Here is a 17,599-nt window from a genome sequence, read left to right as displayed (position 1 = left end):
GGTATGCCATGAGGAAGGAAGCCATACTTTATGAAGGGGTCGATGACAGGCTCAGGTGCCTGGTATGTAACAGGAAGTGCCTGATACCTGAAGGTGGGAGGGGCTACTGTCTCACCCGTGAGAACAGGGACGGCAGGATATACTCACTCACCTATGGGGAGGTGTCATCGGCAGCCGTTGACCCCATAGAGAAGAAACCTCTCTTTCACTTCCATCCAGGGACCCTTGCATATTCACTTGGAAGTGTGGGCTGTAACTTCAGGTGCAGGTACTGCCAGAACTGGAGCATATCCCAGGCCAGGATAGACGAATTCCCCACAAGATACATTTCACCGGAGGAGGCAGTTGAAAATGCCCTCAGCGCCAGCTGCAGGTCCATAGCCTGGACCTACAATGAACCCACCATGTGGCTTGAATACACCCTTGACTCAGCGGAACTTGCAAGGGCCGAGGGTCTCTCGACGGTCTATGTGACTAATGGGTACATGAGCAGGGAGGCGCTTGACATACTGGGCCCCCTCCTGGACGCTGCAAACGTTGACCTCAAGGGAATGTCAGAGACCTTCTACAGGGAACTCTGTGATGCAAAACCCGGGCCAGTGCTTGAGAACATCATAAGGATGCATGATATGGGTATCCACATTGAGGTAACAAACCTCCTCATACCAGGATACAATGACTCAGATGATGATATAATGGCCCTCATAAACTTCATGGTCTCTGAGGTCGGAGTTAGGGTCCCGCTGCACTTCACGCGGTTCTTCCCACATTACAGGATGCAGGACGTGCCACCCACAGGAACTGACAGGCTTATGAGGGCGAGGGAGCTGGCACTTGAGGCTGGAATGAAGTACGTCTATGTCGGTAACCTGCCAGGCACCGATGCAGAGAACACCTACTGTCCGTCCTGCGGGGAGGTGGTTATAAGAAGGAACGGCTACATCACAGATACCTCTGGACTCGCTGATGGCAGATGCAGATCCTGCAACTCCAAAATTGATGTTGTTACTGACTGAATTAAGATTCAAGCGAATGATGATGTTTAACCATGGATTTATAGCTTAAGGAAAAGGGGGTTGAGGCCCCGGTTACTCTGACCTGCTGACCCTCTGGAATTTTTCAGCTGAAGCAAGGGGCGCGGTTGCATCGACACCAACCTTGGTGGTGGTGCCATCAGGCAGTGCTGCAGGATCAAGGGATGAACCCCTGGCCCCTGGAACTATGAGGATGTCATCATCACCCTTAACCCTGGTTGCAATGGCATATTCAATTTCCTCAGGGTCAAGGACGTCTATATCCTCATCCACAACCACGACATGCTTCAGGGAGGGGTGTGCTGCAAGGGCAGCCATTATAACGTTCTTACCATCACCTTCAGTCTGTTTTTTAATTGATACAGCGGCGTGGAGCCAGCAGCACCCACCCTCCGTCAGAACAACGTTCCTTACAGTGGGGACTGTATTCTTAACGGCCCTGTATATCCTTGGCTCCTGGGGGAGACCCTGAAGGAGACGGTGCTCAAAGCCGGCTGGCAGAATGGCGTGGTACATTGCATCCTTCCTGATATGCATCCTTTCAAGGGAGATAACAGGTTCATCCCTTACAACATCATAGGTGTCTGTCAGATCAACAAAGGGGCCCTCCCTCTCCCTCACACCACAGAGTATACGTCCCTCAAGGATTATCTCTGCAGGGGGGACCTCCATGTCGACTCCCTCACATCTGACAAGTTCCAGTTCACCTTCATGGAAGGTGTTCGCCACCTCCATCTCATCTGCATCGATGGGTATGGAGGTGGTGGTGGCAAGGAGCGTTGCAGGGTCCATACCTATGGCTATGGCTATTTCAAGGTCCTCACCCCTCTCCTCAGCCTTCTGGAGGTAGGTGTAGAGGTGCCTGGGTACTATGCGGACAGCCAGCCTGTCATCACCGATGACCATCATCCTGTGAATTGAGGCGTTCCTCACCCCTGTATCAGGGTCCCTGGCAAATATGACCCCTGCAGTTATGTAGGGTCCACCATCCCTCCTGTAGTGCCTGAGGATGGGGAGCTCTGAGAGGTCAGCCCTCCCTGATCTGTAACCATCCAGTCCCCCCACGCTACTGATTGGGGTGGGGTTTTCCATGGCCTCAACGATCCTGTGGGTTATCTCATGGACCCTGCAGTTCAGGGAGAGGGCTATCTTCTCCCGGGTATTGCAGAGCCCTGATATGACGGGTATATCGGATTCCTTCAGGTTTTTGAGTATAACAAGGTCCCTTGGATGCTCTCTGAGTATGCTGGCAGCCTCGAAACTGGTTGATACCTCATCCTCAACCACCAGGGCCTCCTCGCCGATTTTATCAAGAAAGTTTCTCATTCAATCACCATCAGAAGTTATGGAACGGCTCTTTATCCTGATCTCCATTTTTCATATTTAGAACTTAACGGAACGGCTCTTTATCCTCTTTATCCTCGATTCTATCTTTTCATCGTATATTCCAAGCATTTCAGCAGCCAGTATTGCGGCGTTACCACCGTTACCTACCCCCACCGTTCCAACAGGTACACCCGGCGGCATGTTGATCATTGAGAGGAGTGAGTCCCAGCCGTTCATCTTGAGGGGGCAGGGAACCCCTATCACCGGCCTGTCGCTGAGGGCAACAACAGCACCCGTAACATGTGCAGAGAGGCCGCTTATGGCTATGAAGAGCTTCACGTTCTCCATCTTCTCAAGGTACCTCTCAAATCTTTCAGGGTACCTTATGGGTGATATGACGTTCAGATCATAGCTTATACCCATCCTTTCGAGGAACATGGTGGTCTTCTTGGCTATCTTCATGTCAGAGTAGCTGCCAGGTATCACAGATACCATGGGGTCATCCTGGGAATCTGACGGGACCTTATCACCCATGGGAGGCATTTCAACCTCCAGGGGTGCATAGTAGGACCCCTCTATGCTGTTGAGCACCTGACATTCATCTCTCCGCACGCGTTCATAGAAACCTCTCCTTAGATCTGCAACCCTTTCCCTTACCCCGGGATCTCCTATCCCTATTATCTGGGCAGCGAGTATTGCGGCGTTTTCTCCCCTGTCTACCCCCACAGTGGCGACGGGGGCAGGGAAGGGCATCTGTGAACATGCAAAGAGGGCGTCGAGCCCTCCAAGTTTAACGTCAACAGGGACCCCTATGACGGGTCTGTGGGTGTTTGCAGATATCATGCCTGGAAGATGGGCTGATAGTCCTGCTATTCCTATGAATACCTCAACACCCGCCTTCACGGCCTCTGAGACTATTGCCTTTACCTTTTCATGTGTCCTGTGGGCTGAGGCAACCCTCAGGTCATAGGGTATCCTGAGTTCCTCAAAGATTTCCATTGCCTTTTCGGCTATCCTGAAATCAGATGCACTTCCAAGGAGTATCATCACTCTGGGCTTCATCTGGAGATTCACCTTTAACTTTATATATAGAGAATCTATCGGAGGTCATATTTAATAGATGGCACCTCCCGCAGGGACCATTTACAGGTCTTCATAACAGTATATAAGGGGATTCTACCAATAGAGAGTTACAGAGTATCAGAAGGTGTACTGATGTCATGGCTCATTCTCATGGTTGTGTTCTTTCTATGCGCTTTCAGAGCAGTGAAGGATAAAAGCCACACTGTATCGGTGGTTATACCTGCATTAAACGAGGAAAAAACAGTTGGAAGTGTAATTGAAGCAGCCAGAAAATCAGATATGGTGGACGAGGTTATCGTTGTGGATGATGGATCCACAGATAATACTGCTGGTGCTGCAGAGGATGCAGGCGCCACTGTTATAAGGCATACAAGCAACCGCGGAAAGGGGGCAGCCCTAAAAACAGGTTTCAAGCATTCCCGGGGCGACATAGTGGTCTTTGTCGACGCTGACCTTGAGAACATGACAACAGAGAAGATTGAAAGGATGATAAAACCCATAATAACGGGGAGGGCCGACCTCACAAAGACCAGATTCAGAAGAAAGGCCGGGAGGGTTACTGAGTTAACAGCCAAACCCCTTCTTAAGTTCTTCTTCCCTGAGATAAAATTTGAACAGCCCCTGAGCGGACAGTTCGCAGCTAAAAGATCGGCCCTTGAGAAGATGAAATTTGAGGAGGACTACGGGGTTGATGTTGGCATAGTACTGGACGCCGATGTCCTGGGCCTCACCGTGAGGGAGGTGGATATCGGGAGCATACACCATGACATGGCGAGCCTGAAGGATCTCAATGTCGTCGCCAACGAGGTTGTTAGGACAATAGTTGACAGGGCCCTGGAGTACGGCAGAATAACCATGATGGATTCCATGGGGAAATCAATAAGGATGTGCATCCTTGGTCTATCACTCACAACCCTTGGGGTCTTCAGCATATTTTTCATAAGGGCCATACCAGCAGTCCTGGGTGTCATAATATCCCTCACAGGATTTATAATGGCGGTCTACTATTTTTTAAGGCTCATCAGGAGATCCATCTATGTTTTCAGGCGTTCAGCAGGTAAGCTTCAGACAGTGAGGTCCTTCATCTACATGCACTTCCCCATACTCATATCTGCCCTCATACTCATTGCAATGATATCAACCCTCCTTGGAGCCGTGGAGGTGGACGACGGGAAAATATCCATTGAGCCAACATCTGGAAACCTTATAATATGGAAGAAGAGCAATGAAAACAGGACATTCGATGTCAGGGGACCCTACAGAGTTGACAGTGCCCTTGAAAATGAAAATAATTCAATAAGAATTCCTGAGGAGGCCATAAACACCCTTGACCTCAATTACGGCGACCGCATATTCCTGGCCGGAGAGGCCTATACACTTAACAGGACACGGGAAGGCGAAACCAACATAATGAGGGTACCATCCGGGGCAAGGAACGCCCTGGGGCTCAATGTGGGTGATGTTATCCAGGACGGGAACCTCCGCAAGGTGTTCAGCAATGTCTATGCACTGAGAAACATCTCAGACTCAAATCTGACGGTCTACAATGGCATCATAATCCAGGATGATGATTCACCGGGGGCAGAGGTCCGGGTCTATCTGGATGACAGGATGGTTGCCCGCACCACAGGGGCAATGGAGAATGGGACCTACACAGTTTACGTGGATGGTGTTGCCGCGGGCAGGATAATATTCAGGGGCAAGGACACCGATCACAGGATTTACTGGGGAGCTCATGTAATAAAAATTGAGGTCCGGAGCGGGGCCATGGATGATATGCGCTTTGCTAAATCCTCTGAGGGCAGGTTCCTGAATGTATGGCTCTGATCAGGTGGTCTGAGTTCCCTAGCCCACCTGGATGCCTCTGAAGAGCCCCATAAGTAGCATGGATTTATTCCGTACTAGTAGTAGACCCTGGCGGCCTCCTCCGGATCATCGTAGAGTCCAAGGGCTGCAAGGGCCCCTATCTTGCCCTGAGAACCGGTAACCTCGATTAGCTCCACGCCAAGTTCCCTGGCAACCCCTTCGGCTTCCTCCACTTCCATGAGGGTCCTCTTGGATTTTGCAGAGTACTCCCTCAGTTTTTCAGGCACCACTATACCCCTCAGGACTGCCATGGCTGTCTTATCTGAGAGGGTGTTATCCCTGAGGAGGTCCCTTACCAGGGCAACCAGTTTATCTGCTTCACCGGGTCTGACTGCAAATGCAAGGGCAACCGACACACAGTTCTGTGTCTTGTGTGGGTTGTGGGGGTAGAGCTGTACCGTGACATGGTCGATGTACTCAAAACCCTGTTTTCTGGCCTCCAGTCCTATATTGTTTGCAAGGGTCCAGGTGGCCCCGCTCTCTGGCGTGTCTGTGTCATCTATCCCGATAACAACCTTCTCAAGGCGGGGGGTTATAACAGCGGCCCGGCCCGGCTTTGAACCACCACCGACCTCGTAGAGTTCTATCCTCTTAACACCCTCAGCCATGCCCCGGCACATGGCGGCGCCGACACCTGCACCTGCAAGGCCTGCATGCACAACACGGACCTCATCACCCTCAACCGCCACCTCCTCTATTCCAGCGGCGTTAAGGCTGGCCTGGAGTTCTATAGGAGCTTTACCTGTACGTGCAAGGTAGCTGTGCCTGTTACCGTCTCTCCGGGCCCTCTCTATGAGTCTGCTGGATCTCTGGTACTGGTATATCATCCACTCTGACCCTGAAACGCAGGGGTGGTACTCCAGGATCTCAACCATGTCCCTGTCCACCATTGTGAGGACCTTCCGGTATGGTGAGATCCAGGGGTCCTGGAACCTCTCCTTCAGGTCAGATGGCCTGAGTATTTCCATGGAAGCTCCCCGGAAACTAAATATCCTCTTTAAGTCTTCTGTACATTTTAACAGCTGCCTCAACAGCCCTCTTGGCGTAGTCAACGCGCTGGTGGGCCTCGAGCCTCGTCATTCCGGGTCCTGATATTCCGAGGGCCACGGGCTTGTCATAATCAAGGGCCAGGTCGGCTATTTTACGTGAGGCGTGCTGCACGACTATCTGGTCATGGTCGGTGGCTCCCTCGATGACCGCCCCTAGGGTTATCACGGCGTCTATCTCATCTTCCAGAAGGAGTTTCTTCACTGCAAGTGGCATGTCAAACACGCCGGGTACAGCAATCACCCTGGTTATCTCTGCATCAAGGAATCTGGCATGTTCCTTTGCAAGTTCCAGCATCATATGGGTTATGTCATAGTTAAACTCAGCTACAACAGCCCCTATCCTGACTTTTTTCATTCAATACCTCCATTTAGAGTACAAGTGCACCTGCAATGGTACTCAGGACCATTATTATCACTATCAGTAATGCTATTGCCTGTGCCTTATTCATTAAATCACCCCATCCCTGCTATTTCCTCGAGGGTCTCTCCGAGGAGCTGGATTTCCTCTGATGTGTTGTAGTAGTGTATGGATGCCCTGACGGTGCCGCCGGTTTCATGGAGCGCCAGGTGCTTCATTGCAGGTATAGCGCAGTGGTGACCACTTCTAACACAGATCCCGGCGGTTTCGTCAAGAATCTTTGCAACGTCGTGGGGGTCCATGTTATTTATGTTGAAGGAGAGGATACCATAAATATTTTGGGGGTCACCATAGCATTCAATACCATCGATGGATGAAACGGTAGCGTGGAGTTCCTCTGTCATCTTCATGCCATGTTTCTGGATCCTCCTGATTCCTATCCTGTTCATGTAGTCTATTGAGGCACCGAGGCCTATGAATCCTGCAATGTTGAGGGTGCCGGCCTCAAACTTCGCCGGGAAGTCCTCGAGCACATATCCGTCCTCTGAGACATCAAGCACCGTACCTCCCCCCAGCATCAGGGGTTCAAGTTCTCCCTGGACATCAGTGCTGCAGTAGAGGAATCCCGTGCCAACAGGTCCCAGGGTCCCCTTGTGTCCAGGGAATGCTGCGAAGTCAGCCCCAATGGCCCTCACATCAACCTCCATGTGGCCTATCGACTGGGCGGCATCAACCAGGTAGAGGGCCCCCACGTCATGGGCTATCCTCCCTATCTCCTTCACGTCCTGCACCGTACCGAGGGCATTGGAGATGTGGGTCACGGTGACGAGCCTTGTGGTCTCATCAACGGCGTCCTCTATTCTGCCGGGGTCCACCACTCCCCCTTCATCTGCCTTCACCACCCTCACATCAACTCCCCTCTCACGGAGCCTCAGCCAGGGGAGGAAGTTGGAGTGGTGTTCGATGTTTGGCACAACAACTGAGTCCCCCTTCCTGAACCTGAGTCCCCCCGCCACGATGTTGATGGCCTCAGAGGTGTTCTTGGTGAATACTATCTCATCACTGGAGGCGTTTATGAACCCAGCCACCTTCTCCCTGGCCTCCTGGAGTTTCCTGGTGGCCCTTAGCACCAGGGAGTAGGCCCCCCTCCCGGTGTTGGCATTGTATTCCTTAAAGTATTCTGTCATGGCCCTGACAACCGGGAGTGGAGTGGGGGTTGTGCTGGCAGCGTCGAGGTAGACATGATCCCTGAGGAGGGGTATGTCTCTCCTGACGTCCTCTGTACGCATGAATATCAATCCTCCAGGTGTCTGGCTATCTCGGCAGCCATCTCCATGGTGCCAAGCTTCCCACCGAGGTCCGGTGTCACAAGACCCTCTGCAAGGGTTTTTTGGAGTGCTTTTTCTATTTTTTGGGCTTCTTGTTTTTTGTTGAGGTGTTTTAGCATTAGTGTGGTTGTTAGTATCATGGCTGTGGGGTTGGCTATGTTTTTTCCTGCGATTTGGGGTGCTGATCCGTGCACTGGTTCGAATAGTGCGTTTTTTTCTCCTATGTTTGCTGATGGTGCGAGTCCGAGTCCTCCGATGAGTCCTGCGGCTTCGTCTGATAGTATGTCTCCGAATAGGTTGGTTGTGACGATGGTCTGGAATTCCTGGGGCTGGGTTATGAGGTACATTGCTGTGGCGTCCACGTAGTAGTCGGTGGCCTCCATCTGGGGGTATTCTGATGCCACTTTATAGAATTCGTCTCTGAAGATTCCGTCGGTTTTTTTGAGTACGTTGGCCTTGTGGACTGCTGTTACCTTTTGCATGCCCTCTTTCTGGGCGTACTGGAAGGCGAATTGGCTGATTCTCCTGGAGGCGGTTCTTGTTATGATTCTTTTTGCAACGGCGCCCTCAGGGGTGTACTCCTCGTCACCGACATAGAGGTCCTCGGTGTTCTCCCGCACAATCACAAAGTCAAGGTCCGGGTAGAGGCAGGGGACACCTGGCAGGGACTTAACAGGCCTCAAATTCGCAAAAAGATCAAATTCACGCCTCAGGCGGACTATAACGTCAGCTGCGCTTTCACCCGCAGCCCCGAAGAGGGTTGCCCTGGCTTCACCCACGGCTTCAAGGGTCTCCTCTGGCAGTGCCGTCCCTGTCCTTTTAAGGCAGGCATCACCGGCATCTGCATGTATGAATTCAAGGTCAAGGTCGAGGGTGTTCAGGATGTGGAGGGCTGCCTCCATCACCTCCACTCCGATTCCATCACCGGGTATGACTGCTATCTTCATTGATTTCACCCTTTAAAGTCTCCCTTTTTCTTGAGGTAGGGTATAAGACCACCCTTCTCGAGTATCTCAACCATGAAGTCCGGGAGTTTCTTGAAGGGGAATTCATCATCTCCCCTTATTATAACACCCCTATCGAGGTCCACCTCTATCTCATCACCCTCATTGAGTTTCTCTGTTATCCCCGGGGCCTCAAGGAGGGGTATTCCAACGTTTATGGCGTTCCTGTAGAATATCCTTGCAAAGGACTCTGCGATTACCGCGGCTATCCCGGCACCCTTCAGGGCCAGGGGGGCGTGCTCCCTGGATGAACCGCACCCGAAGTTTTTTCCGGCGACGATGAAGTCACCGGGTTTCACCTTTGACGGGAATTCAGGGTCCAGACCCTCCATCACGTGTTCCCTCAGCTTCTCAGGGTCCCTCATTACAAGGTACCTTCCGGGTATGATTATGTCAGTGTCCACGTCGTCCGGGAACTTCCAAACCTTTCCTTTCATTACCATCACCTCTACTTCAGACTCCCAGGGTGGGTTATGCTGCCCTTCACTGCAGATGCGGCTGCCACGGCTGCTGAGGAGAGGTAGACCTCTGCTTCGGGGCTTCCCTGCCTCCCCCTGAAGTTCCTGTTTGAGGTTGAGAGGCTCACCTCCCCTGGTCCGACCAGTCCAACGTGTCCTCCGAGGCAGGGGCCGCAGCAGGGGTTGCATACCAGGGCTCCTGCATCCACGAATATCTCAATCAGTCCCTCGTCAAGGGCCCTGCGGTAGACCTCCCTGGAGGCAGGTATGACGAGCATCCTGACACTGTCTGAGACCTTCCTGTTCTTCAGTATGGCGGCAGCGTCCCTGAGGTCACTGAGCCTTCCATTTGTGCATGAACCAAGGAAGACCTGGTCTATCTCTGTCCCCTCCACCTCGGTGACGGGTTTCACATTGTCCACATTGTGTGGACAGGCGACCTGGGGTTCAAGGTCACTCACGTCGACCTCCATGACACTGAGGGATGGAGCGTCAGGGTCTGTTTTGAAGACCCTCCAGGGTTTACCTGACCTCCTCCTGACATAGTTCAGGGTTTTTTCGTCAGGTTCCACGATTCCTGTCTTACCACCCATCTCTATTGCCATATTTGAGAGGACCATACGGTCGGATACACTCATTTCTGCAACGGTTTCACCTGCAAATTCACAGGCCATGTAGGTTGCGCCATCGGCACCAACCCTCCCTATTATGTTCAGTATGACGTCCTTTGCATAGACGTGCTCCCTGAGTTTTCCCCTCACATCAAATCTCAGGGTTTCAGGGACCCTGAACCAAAGTTTCCCAGTTGCAAATACCATGGCCATATCTGTTGAACCTATACCCGTTGCGAAGGCTCCGAGGGCCCCGTGGGTGCAGGTGTGGGAGTCTGTACCCACCACGACCTCACCGGGCACAACATGGCCCTTCTCAGGGAGCACCTGGTGACAGACGCCTTCACGAACGTCATAGAAGTTCCGTATTCCCTGCTCCTCTACGAAGTCCCTCATTATCATGTGGTTCTGGGCGGCTTCAATGGAGTCTGCAGGGACCTGGTGATCGAATATCACAACGATTTTTTCAGGGTCCCAGACCCTATCCTCACCTATGGCCCTGAAGGACTCAACCGACAGGGGACCTGTGAGGTCATGGGTCATCGCAACATCTATATCCGCCATAACTATTTCACCGGCTTCCACCCTATCCTTACCTGAAGCCCTGGCAAGTATCTTCTCAGAAACAGTCATAGACATCTTCTATCCTCCTTTAGCAGAATAATTGAAGGGTTCATAAAGGTTCCAGCAAGTGGTCCATGGGGCAGTCTGTGAAAATTAGAGCCTCTTTAACCTTCTGATGTCCCCATATGTTCACTGGATAACTGTCTTTCGCCTTCATACTGAAAAACTCGTCTGAATTTTACATCTATATTTTCACCCGGCCCTATAAATACTTTGATAATAAGATTTAAATATATAGTAATAACTTATTAGTTTTCAGGAGCTCACCAAGTCTTTTATAGACGGGGCGTGATATTATTAATCAAGTGAGGGACCCAAATGAAGGAAGAATTGAAGAGGGAATATGAAAGAATTAAGGACAGGATCTCCCCTGAGGAATTTGAGGAACTCATAGAAAAAAAGAAAGAGGAATTAGGGGACATAGGATTCATGGATGACCTTACCATTGCATCGACAGTCGTTGATGATATCCTGAAGGAAAAAAACACCATGCTATCCGAGAAACCCGAACACAGGATGGACACAATATCCAAGCTTGAGGAGGGAGCCGAAACCCCTGTGACAGGGAGGGTCATGAAGATATCAAGCCCCAGGACCTTCACCACCAGGAAGGGAAGGGAGGGGAAACTCGCCAACGTGATAATCGCAGATGATACAGGTGAACTCAGGGCAGTGTTCTGGACAGAGAACATCAAGCTCCTCAAGAAATTCAGGGAGGGCGATGTGATAAGGATAAAGGATGTTAACATAAGGGGAGGATTCGGCGGCAGGAAGGAGGCCCACCTCATGCCAAGATCCACCGTGGAGGTCCTTGACCCCGAGGACTACCCTGAATTCCCTGAGTACCGTGAGGAGATAACCCCGATAGGAGATCTGGTGGAGGATGATGAGGTCAATGTCATAGCAAGGATCACAGGAGTATCCCGTGTAAGGACCTTTGAGAGGGACGGAAGGGAGGGCAGGTTCATCTCCCTGGACATCATGGATGCAACGGGTTCAACGACCTACACCCTCTGGAACAATGACGTAAACCTCGTTGAGGAACTGGGACTGAAGGAGGGTGATGCAGTGAAGATACTCTGGGCCCAGCCAAGGAGAAGGGACGATAAGGTTACCCTCACCCACACCAGCCTCACAAGGGTGGTGCCGGGTGAATACGATGTACCTGAATTCAGGGAGGAGCTCGTGAAGATAGGGGACCTCCATGAGATGAGAAACGTCACTGTGATGGGCCTTGTGACAAAGGTCAATGACCCGGTAGAATTTGAGAGAAACGACGGCACAACAGGTTCTGTGAAGTCCATTGAGATAGCCGATGACACGGGATCTGCAAGGGTAACCCTCTGGGATGAGGATACACGCATCAAAATCAACAAGGGGGATATCATCAGGATATCAGGTGCCAATGTCGAGTTCGATGACTTCAACCAGTCCTACAGGATAAACACGAACTTCAACACCCGCATCACCCTCAACCCTGAATCCGACGGTGCACTGCTGAAGGTCCTTGAGGAGTACAGGGAACAGATGAGGCCAATGAAGATATCTGAGATACTTGAAATGGAGGATGAGGGAGAGGAAGTCGATGTCGTTGGAAGGATCTTCAGCCTCAGTGACCCCCGCGAATTTGAGAGGGAAGACGGGACCGGAATCGTGAGGTCAATGGAACTTGCCGATGAGACAGGCAAGATAAGGATCAGTCTCTGGGATGAAAAGGCCGAGAAACCCATGAATATCGGCGACGCAGTCAGAATAGAAAACGCACGCATAAGGCTTGGACTCTACAGCGTGGAACTCAGCGCCGGACGAACAACAAGGATAGTGAACCCCCTGCCAGAGGACATGGAGGACCTTCCATCCTTTGAGGAACTTGAGGAGATGCTCTATCAGACAAAGAAAATAGCCGACCTCGAGGAGGACGACAGGAACATAAGGATAATTGCAAGGGTCGTTGACCTCTTTGAACCCAGGGAGTTCCAGAGGGGTGACGGCACCCCCGGACTTGTGAGGACAGCTGAATTCGCTGATGACACGGGATCAATAAGGGCCAGCCTCTGGGACGATGCTGCTGAGAAACCCCTGAGCATAGGGGACCCCGTCAAGATAGAAAATCCCCGGGTGGTTTTCAGGGATGATATGGGTGGTGGAAGACTTGAACTCAGCATAGGAAACAGTTCAAGGATTGAACCGGCCAGCGAGAGGGACCTTGAGGGTCTCCCATCCTTCGATGAACTCCAGGAGATGCTCTATCCCCACCGTGATATTGCGGATCTGGATGAGGATTCAAGGAACGTCCTCATAGAGGGTGAGCTGATCGAGATGTCAGGAAGACGGATTCTCTCCATAAAGTGCCCATCCTGCAATGAGAGGCTTGATCTCAGCGATGAGAACATATGCAACTTCTGCGGGGAACTGGTGGATGAACCACGCTACCTCCTCATGATCCCCGGGAGGATCATGGACGACACCGGTGAGGTCATGATAACCTTCTTTGGAAGGGAGGCAGAGAGTATCCTTGAAATGACAACAGATGAGGTTGTGAACATTATCAACCAGTCTGCAGATGAATCTGCACTTGAAGAACGTGTGGAGGATCTGAATGGAGTAACCGTGAGGGTTATTGGCAATGCAGATATGGATGTTTACAGCGAGGAGCTAAGGTTCATACCCAGAAAGGTCGTAAAGAAGGAACTTTAATTTACCGACGATCCATGCTTAATGAATATTTAAAGATTTAAGGGAGATTAAAATGGTTGAACTGGAAGATCTACCAAATGTAGGGGCTAAAACAGCACAGAAATTAAGGGACGCAGGTTTCGGTGACATGATGCGTCTTGCAACAGCCACAGCCAAGGAACTCTCTGTGAAGGCAGAGATTGGTGAGGGCGTGGCTGAAAAGGTGATAGAGGCTGCCAGAAGGGCTGAGAAGATAGACTTTGAAACAGCCTTCGATGTCATGGAGAGACGGAAGGATGTGGGGAGGATCACAACGGGGAGCAAGGCCCTCGATGAACTGATAGGTGGCGGAATCGAGACACAGGCAATAACCGAGGTTTTCGGAGAATTCGGGTCAGGTAAGAGTCAGCTGTCCCATGAACTTGCAGTCACGGTTCAGCTGCCAGAGGAGAGGGGAGGACTGGATGCTGAGGCTGTTTTCATAGACACAGAGAACACATTCCGTCCTGAGAGGATTGAGCAGATAGCAAATGCCTTTGAACTTGACCTTGAGGAGGTTCTGAATAAGATACACATTGCAAGGGCCTTCAATTCCAGCCACCAGATCCTCATGGCAGAGAAGGTCAATGAGCTCATCCAGGAGGGTAAGAACATACGCCTTGTGATTGTGGACTCCCTCACCGCCCACTTCAGGGCAGAGTATGTGGGTAGGGAGGCCCTTGCAACAAGGCAGCAGAAACTCAACCAGCACCTTCACACCCTTCAGAACATAGCAAACACCTATAACGCCGCGGTATTTGTCACAAACCAGGTCCAGGCCAGACCGGATGCGTTCTTCGGAAGCCCCACCAAGGCCATAGGTGGACACGTGCTTGGTCACGCCGCAACCTACCGTATCTGGCTCAAGAAGGGGCTTGCAGGTAAGAGGATAGCCAGGCTGGTTGACAGTCCCCACCTGCCCGAGGGTGAGTGTGTCTTCAAGATAACAACCGCGGGTATCGTTGATTAAACCAGATTTATTTTTTGATTTTTATGGGTTCCACTGAGACTGTACTGTCGGTGCTGGTTCTTGTCCTCCTTGGTTACATCCTCAAGGTCCTCGGGGTTCTCGGGGAGGAGGATGCATCCACCCTCAACCGGGTTGTCATCAATGTGGCCATACCATCCCTCATATTCACGTCCCTCTACCGGGCAGACCTATCAGGGATCTCAGACCTTGTACTCATACCGGTTATCTGCATGATTACGGGCACACTCTCTGGAACGATTGCATATCTCTGGGCAAGGAGAAGAGGACTGGATTCAGGTAAAACATGGGGTTTAACTGTAGCTGCAGCGATGATGAACTCCGGTTTCCTGGGTTACCCGGTCACAGCAGGGATATTCGGCTCAGAGGGACTTGTGAGGGCCATATTCTATGACACCGGCACCACACTGATGTTCACGTCCCTCGGACTTCTTCTATCACACATCTCTGGAGGTGAGGGTTCCAGAATCATGAAGAGGGCCGTCTTCTTCCCTCCTCTCTGGGCCTTCCTGCTGGGGGTCATCTTCAACCTCTGGGGACTTCCCACAGGCATTGCCGGCACCATCCTCGGATACCTCTCAGGGGCGGCGGTTCCGCTCATAATGATATCCCTGGGCCTTACACTCAACTTCAGATTTTTAAGGCATTCGGTGGCCGATGCGACCCTTGTCAGTGGTCTCAGGCTCCTCATATCTCCACTCATGGCAGCCGGGATCTCCTATGTCCTTGCATTCAGGGGACTTAACTTCTCTGTCACGGTACTCGAGGCTTCAATGCCCTCTGCAATGCTTGCAGCGGTACTTGCAATTGAGAACGACCTGGACGTGGACCTTGTATCATCATGCATATTCATGAGTACAATCCTAAGTCTCGTGTCGTTACCCCTCTGGTCAGTTGTGCTCTAAAAAGTCACAGCAAAATACACACAGAATAAACATTTATTTAATATACCTGAAAAAAACTGAGGAAAGTGTAATAGTATATAAACCTTACTTAAAGTTTTTGATAGAAATATTTATTTAGCACTGTGGTATACCTTACATCAACTGACTATCATTGCTAGATACCCCTATGCAAGGTGATCTAATGGCAGAAGAAAAAAAAGAAGAAACAATGGAAGAACCAAGAATTGGTGTTTACGTCTGCCACTGCGGTGTAAACATCGGCGGTGTGGTTGACATAGAAGCTGTCAGGGACTACGCTGCAAAATTACCCAACGTTGTAGTTTCAAAGGACTACAAGTACTACTGTTCAGACCCAGGTCAGCTCGAGATACAGAAGGATATCAAGGAGCTCGGACTGAACAGGGTTGTTGTGGCTGCATGTTCCCCAAGGCTCCACGAACCAACCTTCAGGAGATGTGTTGAGGAAGCAGGACTCAACCAGTTCCTCTTCGAATTCGCAAACCTCAGGGAGCAGGACTCATGGGTGCACATGGACGACCCTGAGGGTGCAACAGAAAAGGCCAAGGACCTTGTGAGGATGGCCGTTGCCAAGGCAAGGCTCCTGGAACCTCTGGAGGCATCAAAGGTCAGTGTGGATGACAAGGCCCTCGTCATCGGTGGTGGGGTTGCAGGTATACAGACAGCCCTTGACCTTGCTGACATGGGATTCAAGACCTACATGGTTGAGAAGAGGCCAAGTATCTCAGGAAGGATGGGTCAGCTCGACAAGACATTCCCGACCCTCGACTGTTCAATGTGTATCCTCGCACCTAAGATGGTGGACGTCGGTAAACATGACAACATTGAACTCATAACCTACGCTGAGGTTAAGGAAGTTGACGGTTACATAGGTAACTTCAAGGTCAAAATCGAGAAGAAACCCAGATACATAGATGAAGATCTGTGTACCGGATGCGGTTCCTGTGTCGAAGTATGTCCGATTGAAATGCCAAACTACTTCGACGAGGGAATCGGTATGACCAAGGCGGTCTACATACCATTCCCACAGGCAGTTCCACTCTGCGCAACCATCGACAAGGACTACTGTATAGAGTGCATGCTCTGTGATGAGATCTGTGAGAGGGGAGCCGTTAAGCACGACCAGGAACCAGAGGAAATCGAAATCGAAGTGGGTACCATAATCGTGGCCACAGGATACGATGCCTACGACCCAACCGAGAAGCTCGAATACGGTTACGGCAGACATACAAACGTAATAACCGGTCTTGAACTTGAAAGGATGATCAACGCTTCAGGTCCAACCGATGGTAAGGTCATCAAACCATCAGACGGTGAAAAACCCAAGAGGGTTGCCTTCATACACTGTGTCGGTTCAAGGGACGAACAGATCGGAAAACCATACTGTTCCCGTGTCTGCTGCATGTACATAATGAAGAACGCACAGCTCATAAAGGACAAGATGCCTGATACCGAGGTCACACTCTACTACATGGACATAAGGGCATTCGGTAAAGGATTCGAGGAATTCTACAAACGTTCACAGGAGAAATACGGAATCAAGTTCATCAGGGGACGACCTGCTGAGATCCTCGAAAACCCTGACCTGACACTCACAGTGAGATCAGAGGACACACTCCTCGGTAAGGTCACAGAGTACGACTACGACATGGTTGTACTCGGTGTGGGACTTGTCCCACCAGAGGGCTCTGAGAAACTCAGACAGACCATAGGTCTATCCAAATCTGCAGACGGATTCCTGATGGAAGCTCACCCAAAACTCAGGCCGGTTGACACACTGACAGACGGTGTGTACCTTGCAGGTGTTGCTCAGGGTCCAAAGGACATTCCTGACGCTGTTGCACAGGCATCAGGTGCAGCTGCACGTGCAGCAATACCAATGGTTAAGGGTGAAGTGGAAATCGAGCCAATAGTCGCCGTGACAGACTCCGATGTCTGCGGTGGATGTGAGGTCTGCATAGAACTGTGTCCATTCGGTGCCATAAGCATAGAGGAAGGCCATGCAAACGTTAACGTGGCCCTCTGTAAGGGATGCGGAACATGTGTGGCAGCATGCCCATCAGGTGCCATGGACCAGCAGCACTTCAGGACCGAGCAGATCATGGCCCAGATCGAAGCTGCACTCAACGAACAGGCAAAATAGATGGGTTAACCCCATCAAATCCTTTATCCTTTTTCTAACTTACATAATACTCCGAGCAATCGGATTCGGAATCCCCCCAGCTATCAACA

At 51.1% G+C, this 17,599-nt stretch carries 14 protein-coding genes; 6 read left to right on the top strand and 8 right to left on the bottom strand.

The window, feature by feature from the left end; genetic code table 11:
• The first annotated feature begins 8 nt into the window (after positions 1 to 8).
• On the top strand, positions 9 to 1,016 hold the full coding sequence (amrS, locus tag tca_RS06670) for an AmmeMemoRadiSam system radical SAM enzyme (protein ID WP_010877007.1): 1,008 nt from the start codon (positions 9 to 11) through the stop codon (positions 1,014 to 1,016).
• A 72-nt stretch (positions 1,017 to 1,088) separates the two neighbouring features.
• Here the strand turns inward: amrS and tca_RS06665 are convergent, their stop codons facing one another.
• Both tca_RS06665 and purE read right to left on the bottom strand, forming a co-directional pair.
• The gene (locus tca_RS06665; protein WP_010877006.1) at positions 1,089 to 2,360 is read right to left on the bottom strand and encodes a UbiD family decarboxylase; all 1,272 of its coding nucleotides are present in this window, start codon (positions 2,358 to 2,360) and stop codon (positions 1,089 to 1,091) included.
• A gap of 57 nt (positions 2,361 to 2,417) precedes the next feature.
• A complete protein-coding gene (gene purE, locus tca_RS06660) occupies positions 2,418 to 3,422 on the bottom strand; it encodes a 5-(carboxyamino)imidazole ribonucleotide mutase (RefSeq protein ID WP_048175943.1) in 1,005 nt (334 codons plus the stop codon).
• 153 nt (positions 3,423 to 3,575) lie between these two features.
• Here purE and tca_RS06655 point away from each other — a divergent pair, with 153 nt between their 5' ends.
• Positions 3,576 to 5,270 carry a glycosyltransferase gene (locus tca_RS06655; RefSeq protein ID WP_048175942.1) on the top strand — a complete coding sequence of 565 codons (1,695 nt, stop codon included), beginning with the start codon at positions 3,576 to 3,578 and terminating at the stop codon, positions 5,268 to 5,270.
• Between the two features lie 74 nt (positions 5,271 to 5,344).
• Here tca_RS06655 and mmp11 read toward each other — a convergent pair whose 3' ends face one another.
• From mmp11 to hacA, 6 genes are all read right to left on the bottom strand, one after another.
• Positions 5,345 to 6,277: a methanogenesis marker protein 11 gene (gene mmp11 / locus tca_RS06650; protein ID WP_010877003.1), complete on the bottom strand. Its 933-nt coding sequence runs from the start codon at positions 6,275 to 6,277 to the stop codon at positions 5,345 to 5,347.
• 16 nt (positions 6,278 to 6,293) lie between these two features.
• On the bottom strand, positions 6,294 to 6,713 hold the full coding sequence (ribH, locus tag tca_RS06645) for a 6,7-dimethyl-8-ribityllumazine synthase (RefSeq protein WP_010877002.1): 420 nt from the start codon (positions 6,711 to 6,713) through the stop codon (positions 6,294 to 6,296).
• A 98-nt stretch (positions 6,714 to 6,811) separates the two neighbouring features.
• Positions 6,812 to 8,005 carry a cysteine desulfurase gene (locus tca_RS06640; protein ID WP_048061297.1) on the bottom strand — a complete coding sequence of 398 codons (1,194 nt, stop codon included), beginning with the start codon at positions 8,003 to 8,005 and terminating at the stop codon, positions 6,812 to 6,814.
• 5 nt (positions 8,006 to 8,010) lie between these two features.
• Complete coding sequence (locus tag tca_RS06635; RefSeq protein WP_048061040.1) at positions 8,011 to 8,991, bottom strand: 3-isopropylmalate dehydrogenase; 981 nt, start codon at positions 8,989 to 8,991, stop codon at positions 8,011 to 8,013.
• Between the two features lie 5 nt (positions 8,992 to 8,996).
• On the bottom strand, positions 8,997 to 9,485 hold the full coding sequence (locus tca_RS06630; protein ID WP_010876999.1) for a 3-isopropylmalate dehydratase small subunit: 489 nt from the start codon (positions 9,483 to 9,485) through the stop codon (positions 8,997 to 8,999).
• A gap of 11 nt (positions 9,486 to 9,496) precedes the next feature.
• Positions 9,497 to 10,756: a homoaconitase large subunit gene (hacA, locus tag tca_RS06625; RefSeq protein WP_010876998.1), complete on the bottom strand. Its 1,260-nt coding sequence runs from the start codon at positions 10,754 to 10,756 to the stop codon at positions 9,497 to 9,499.
• A 303-nt stretch (positions 10,757 to 11,059) separates the two neighbouring features.
• Here hacA and tca_RS06620 point away from each other — a divergent pair, with 303 nt between their 5' ends.
• The 4 genes from tca_RS06620 (at position 11,060) to hdrA (ending at position 17,510) form a co-directional block, all read left to right on the top strand.
• Positions 11,060 to 13,438, top strand: a complete 2,379-nt coding sequence (locus tag tca_RS06620; protein ID WP_269889662.1) for an OB-fold nucleic acid binding domain-containing protein — start codon at positions 11,060 to 11,062, stop codon at positions 13,436 to 13,438.
• 52 nt (positions 13,439 to 13,490) lie between these two features.
• Entirely contained in the window at positions 13,491 to 14,426 is a 936-nt protein-coding gene (gene radA, locus tca_RS06615) for a DNA repair and recombination protein RadA (protein ID WP_010876995.1), read from the top strand.
• 23 nt (positions 14,427 to 14,449) lie between these two features.
• Entirely contained in the window at positions 14,450 to 15,349 is a 900-nt protein-coding gene (locus tca_RS06610; RefSeq protein WP_048061039.1) for an AEC family transporter, read from the top strand.
• 181 nt (positions 15,350 to 15,530) lie between these two features.
• A complete protein-coding gene (hdrA, locus tag tca_RS06605) occupies positions 15,531 to 17,510 on the top strand; it encodes a H(2):CoB-CoM heterodisulfide ferredoxin reductase subunit HdrA (RefSeq protein WP_048061038.1) in 1,980 nt (659 codons plus the stop codon).
• Positions 17,511 to 17,599: the final 89 nt, after the last annotated feature.

The organism is Methanothermobacter sp. EMTCatA1, from assembly GCF_002356395.1.
GTDB lineage: Archaea > Methanobacteriota > Methanobacteria > Methanobacteriales > Methanothermobacteraceae > Methanothermobacter > Methanothermobacter thermautotrophicus.
The sequence above is the reverse complement of the archived record's forward strand: the minus strand, read 5'-3'. Positions and strand labels throughout refer to the sequence as shown.

Bases quoted from the DNA above. Each gene is read 5' to 3' on its own strand.
- radA (WP_010876995.1), top strand. From the start codon at position 13,491: ATGGTTGAACTGGAAGATCTACCAAATGTAGGGGCTAAAACAGCACAG.
- tca_RS06635 (WP_048061040.1), bottom strand. From the start codon at position 8,991: ATGAAGATAGCAGTCATACCCGGTGATGGAATCGGAGTGGAGGTGATG.
- tca_RS06610 (WP_048061039.1), top strand. From the start codon at position 14,450: ATGGGTTCCACTGAGACTGTACTGTCGGTGCTGGTTCTTGTCCTCCTT.
- tca_RS06640 (WP_048061297.1), bottom strand. From the start codon at position 8,005: ATGCGTACAGAGGACGTCAGGAGAGACATACCCCTCCTCAGGGATCAT.
- tca_RS06665 (WP_010877006.1), bottom strand. From the start codon at position 2,360: ATGAGAAACTTTCTTGATAAAATCGGCGAGGAGGCCCTGGTGGTTGAG.
- hdrA (WP_048061038.1), top strand. From the start codon at position 15,531: ATGGCAGAAGAAAAAAAAGAAGAAACAATGGAAGAACCAAGAATTGGT.
- purE (WP_048175943.1), bottom strand. From the start codon at position 3,422: ATGAAGCCCAGAGTGATGATACTCCTTGGAAGTGCATCTGATTTCAGG.
- hacA (WP_010876998.1), bottom strand. From the start codon at position 10,756: ATGTCTATGACTGTTTCTGAGAAGATACTTGCCAGGGCTTCAGGTAAG.
- ribH (WP_010877002.1), bottom strand. From the start codon at position 6,713: ATGAAAAAAGTCAGGATAGGGGCTGTTGTAGCTGAGTTTAACTATGAC.
- tca_RS06630 (WP_010876999.1), bottom strand. From the start codon at position 9,485: ATGAAAGGAAAGGTTTGGAAGTTCCCGGACGACGTGGACACTGACATA.
- mmp11 (WP_010877003.1), bottom strand. From the start codon at position 6,277: ATGGAAATACTCAGGCCATCTGACCTGAAGGAGAGGTTCCAGGACCCC.
- tca_RS06620 (WP_269889662.1), top strand. From the start codon at position 11,060: ATGAAGGAAGAATTGAAGAGGGAATATGAAAGAATTAAGGACAGGATC.
- amrS (WP_010877007.1), top strand. From the start codon at position 9: ATGAGGAAGGAAGCCATACTTTATGAAGGGGTCGATGACAGGCTCAGG.
- tca_RS06655 (WP_048175942.1), top strand. From the start codon at position 3,576: ATGTCATGGCTCATTCTCATGGTTGTGTTCTTTCTATGCGCTTTCAGA.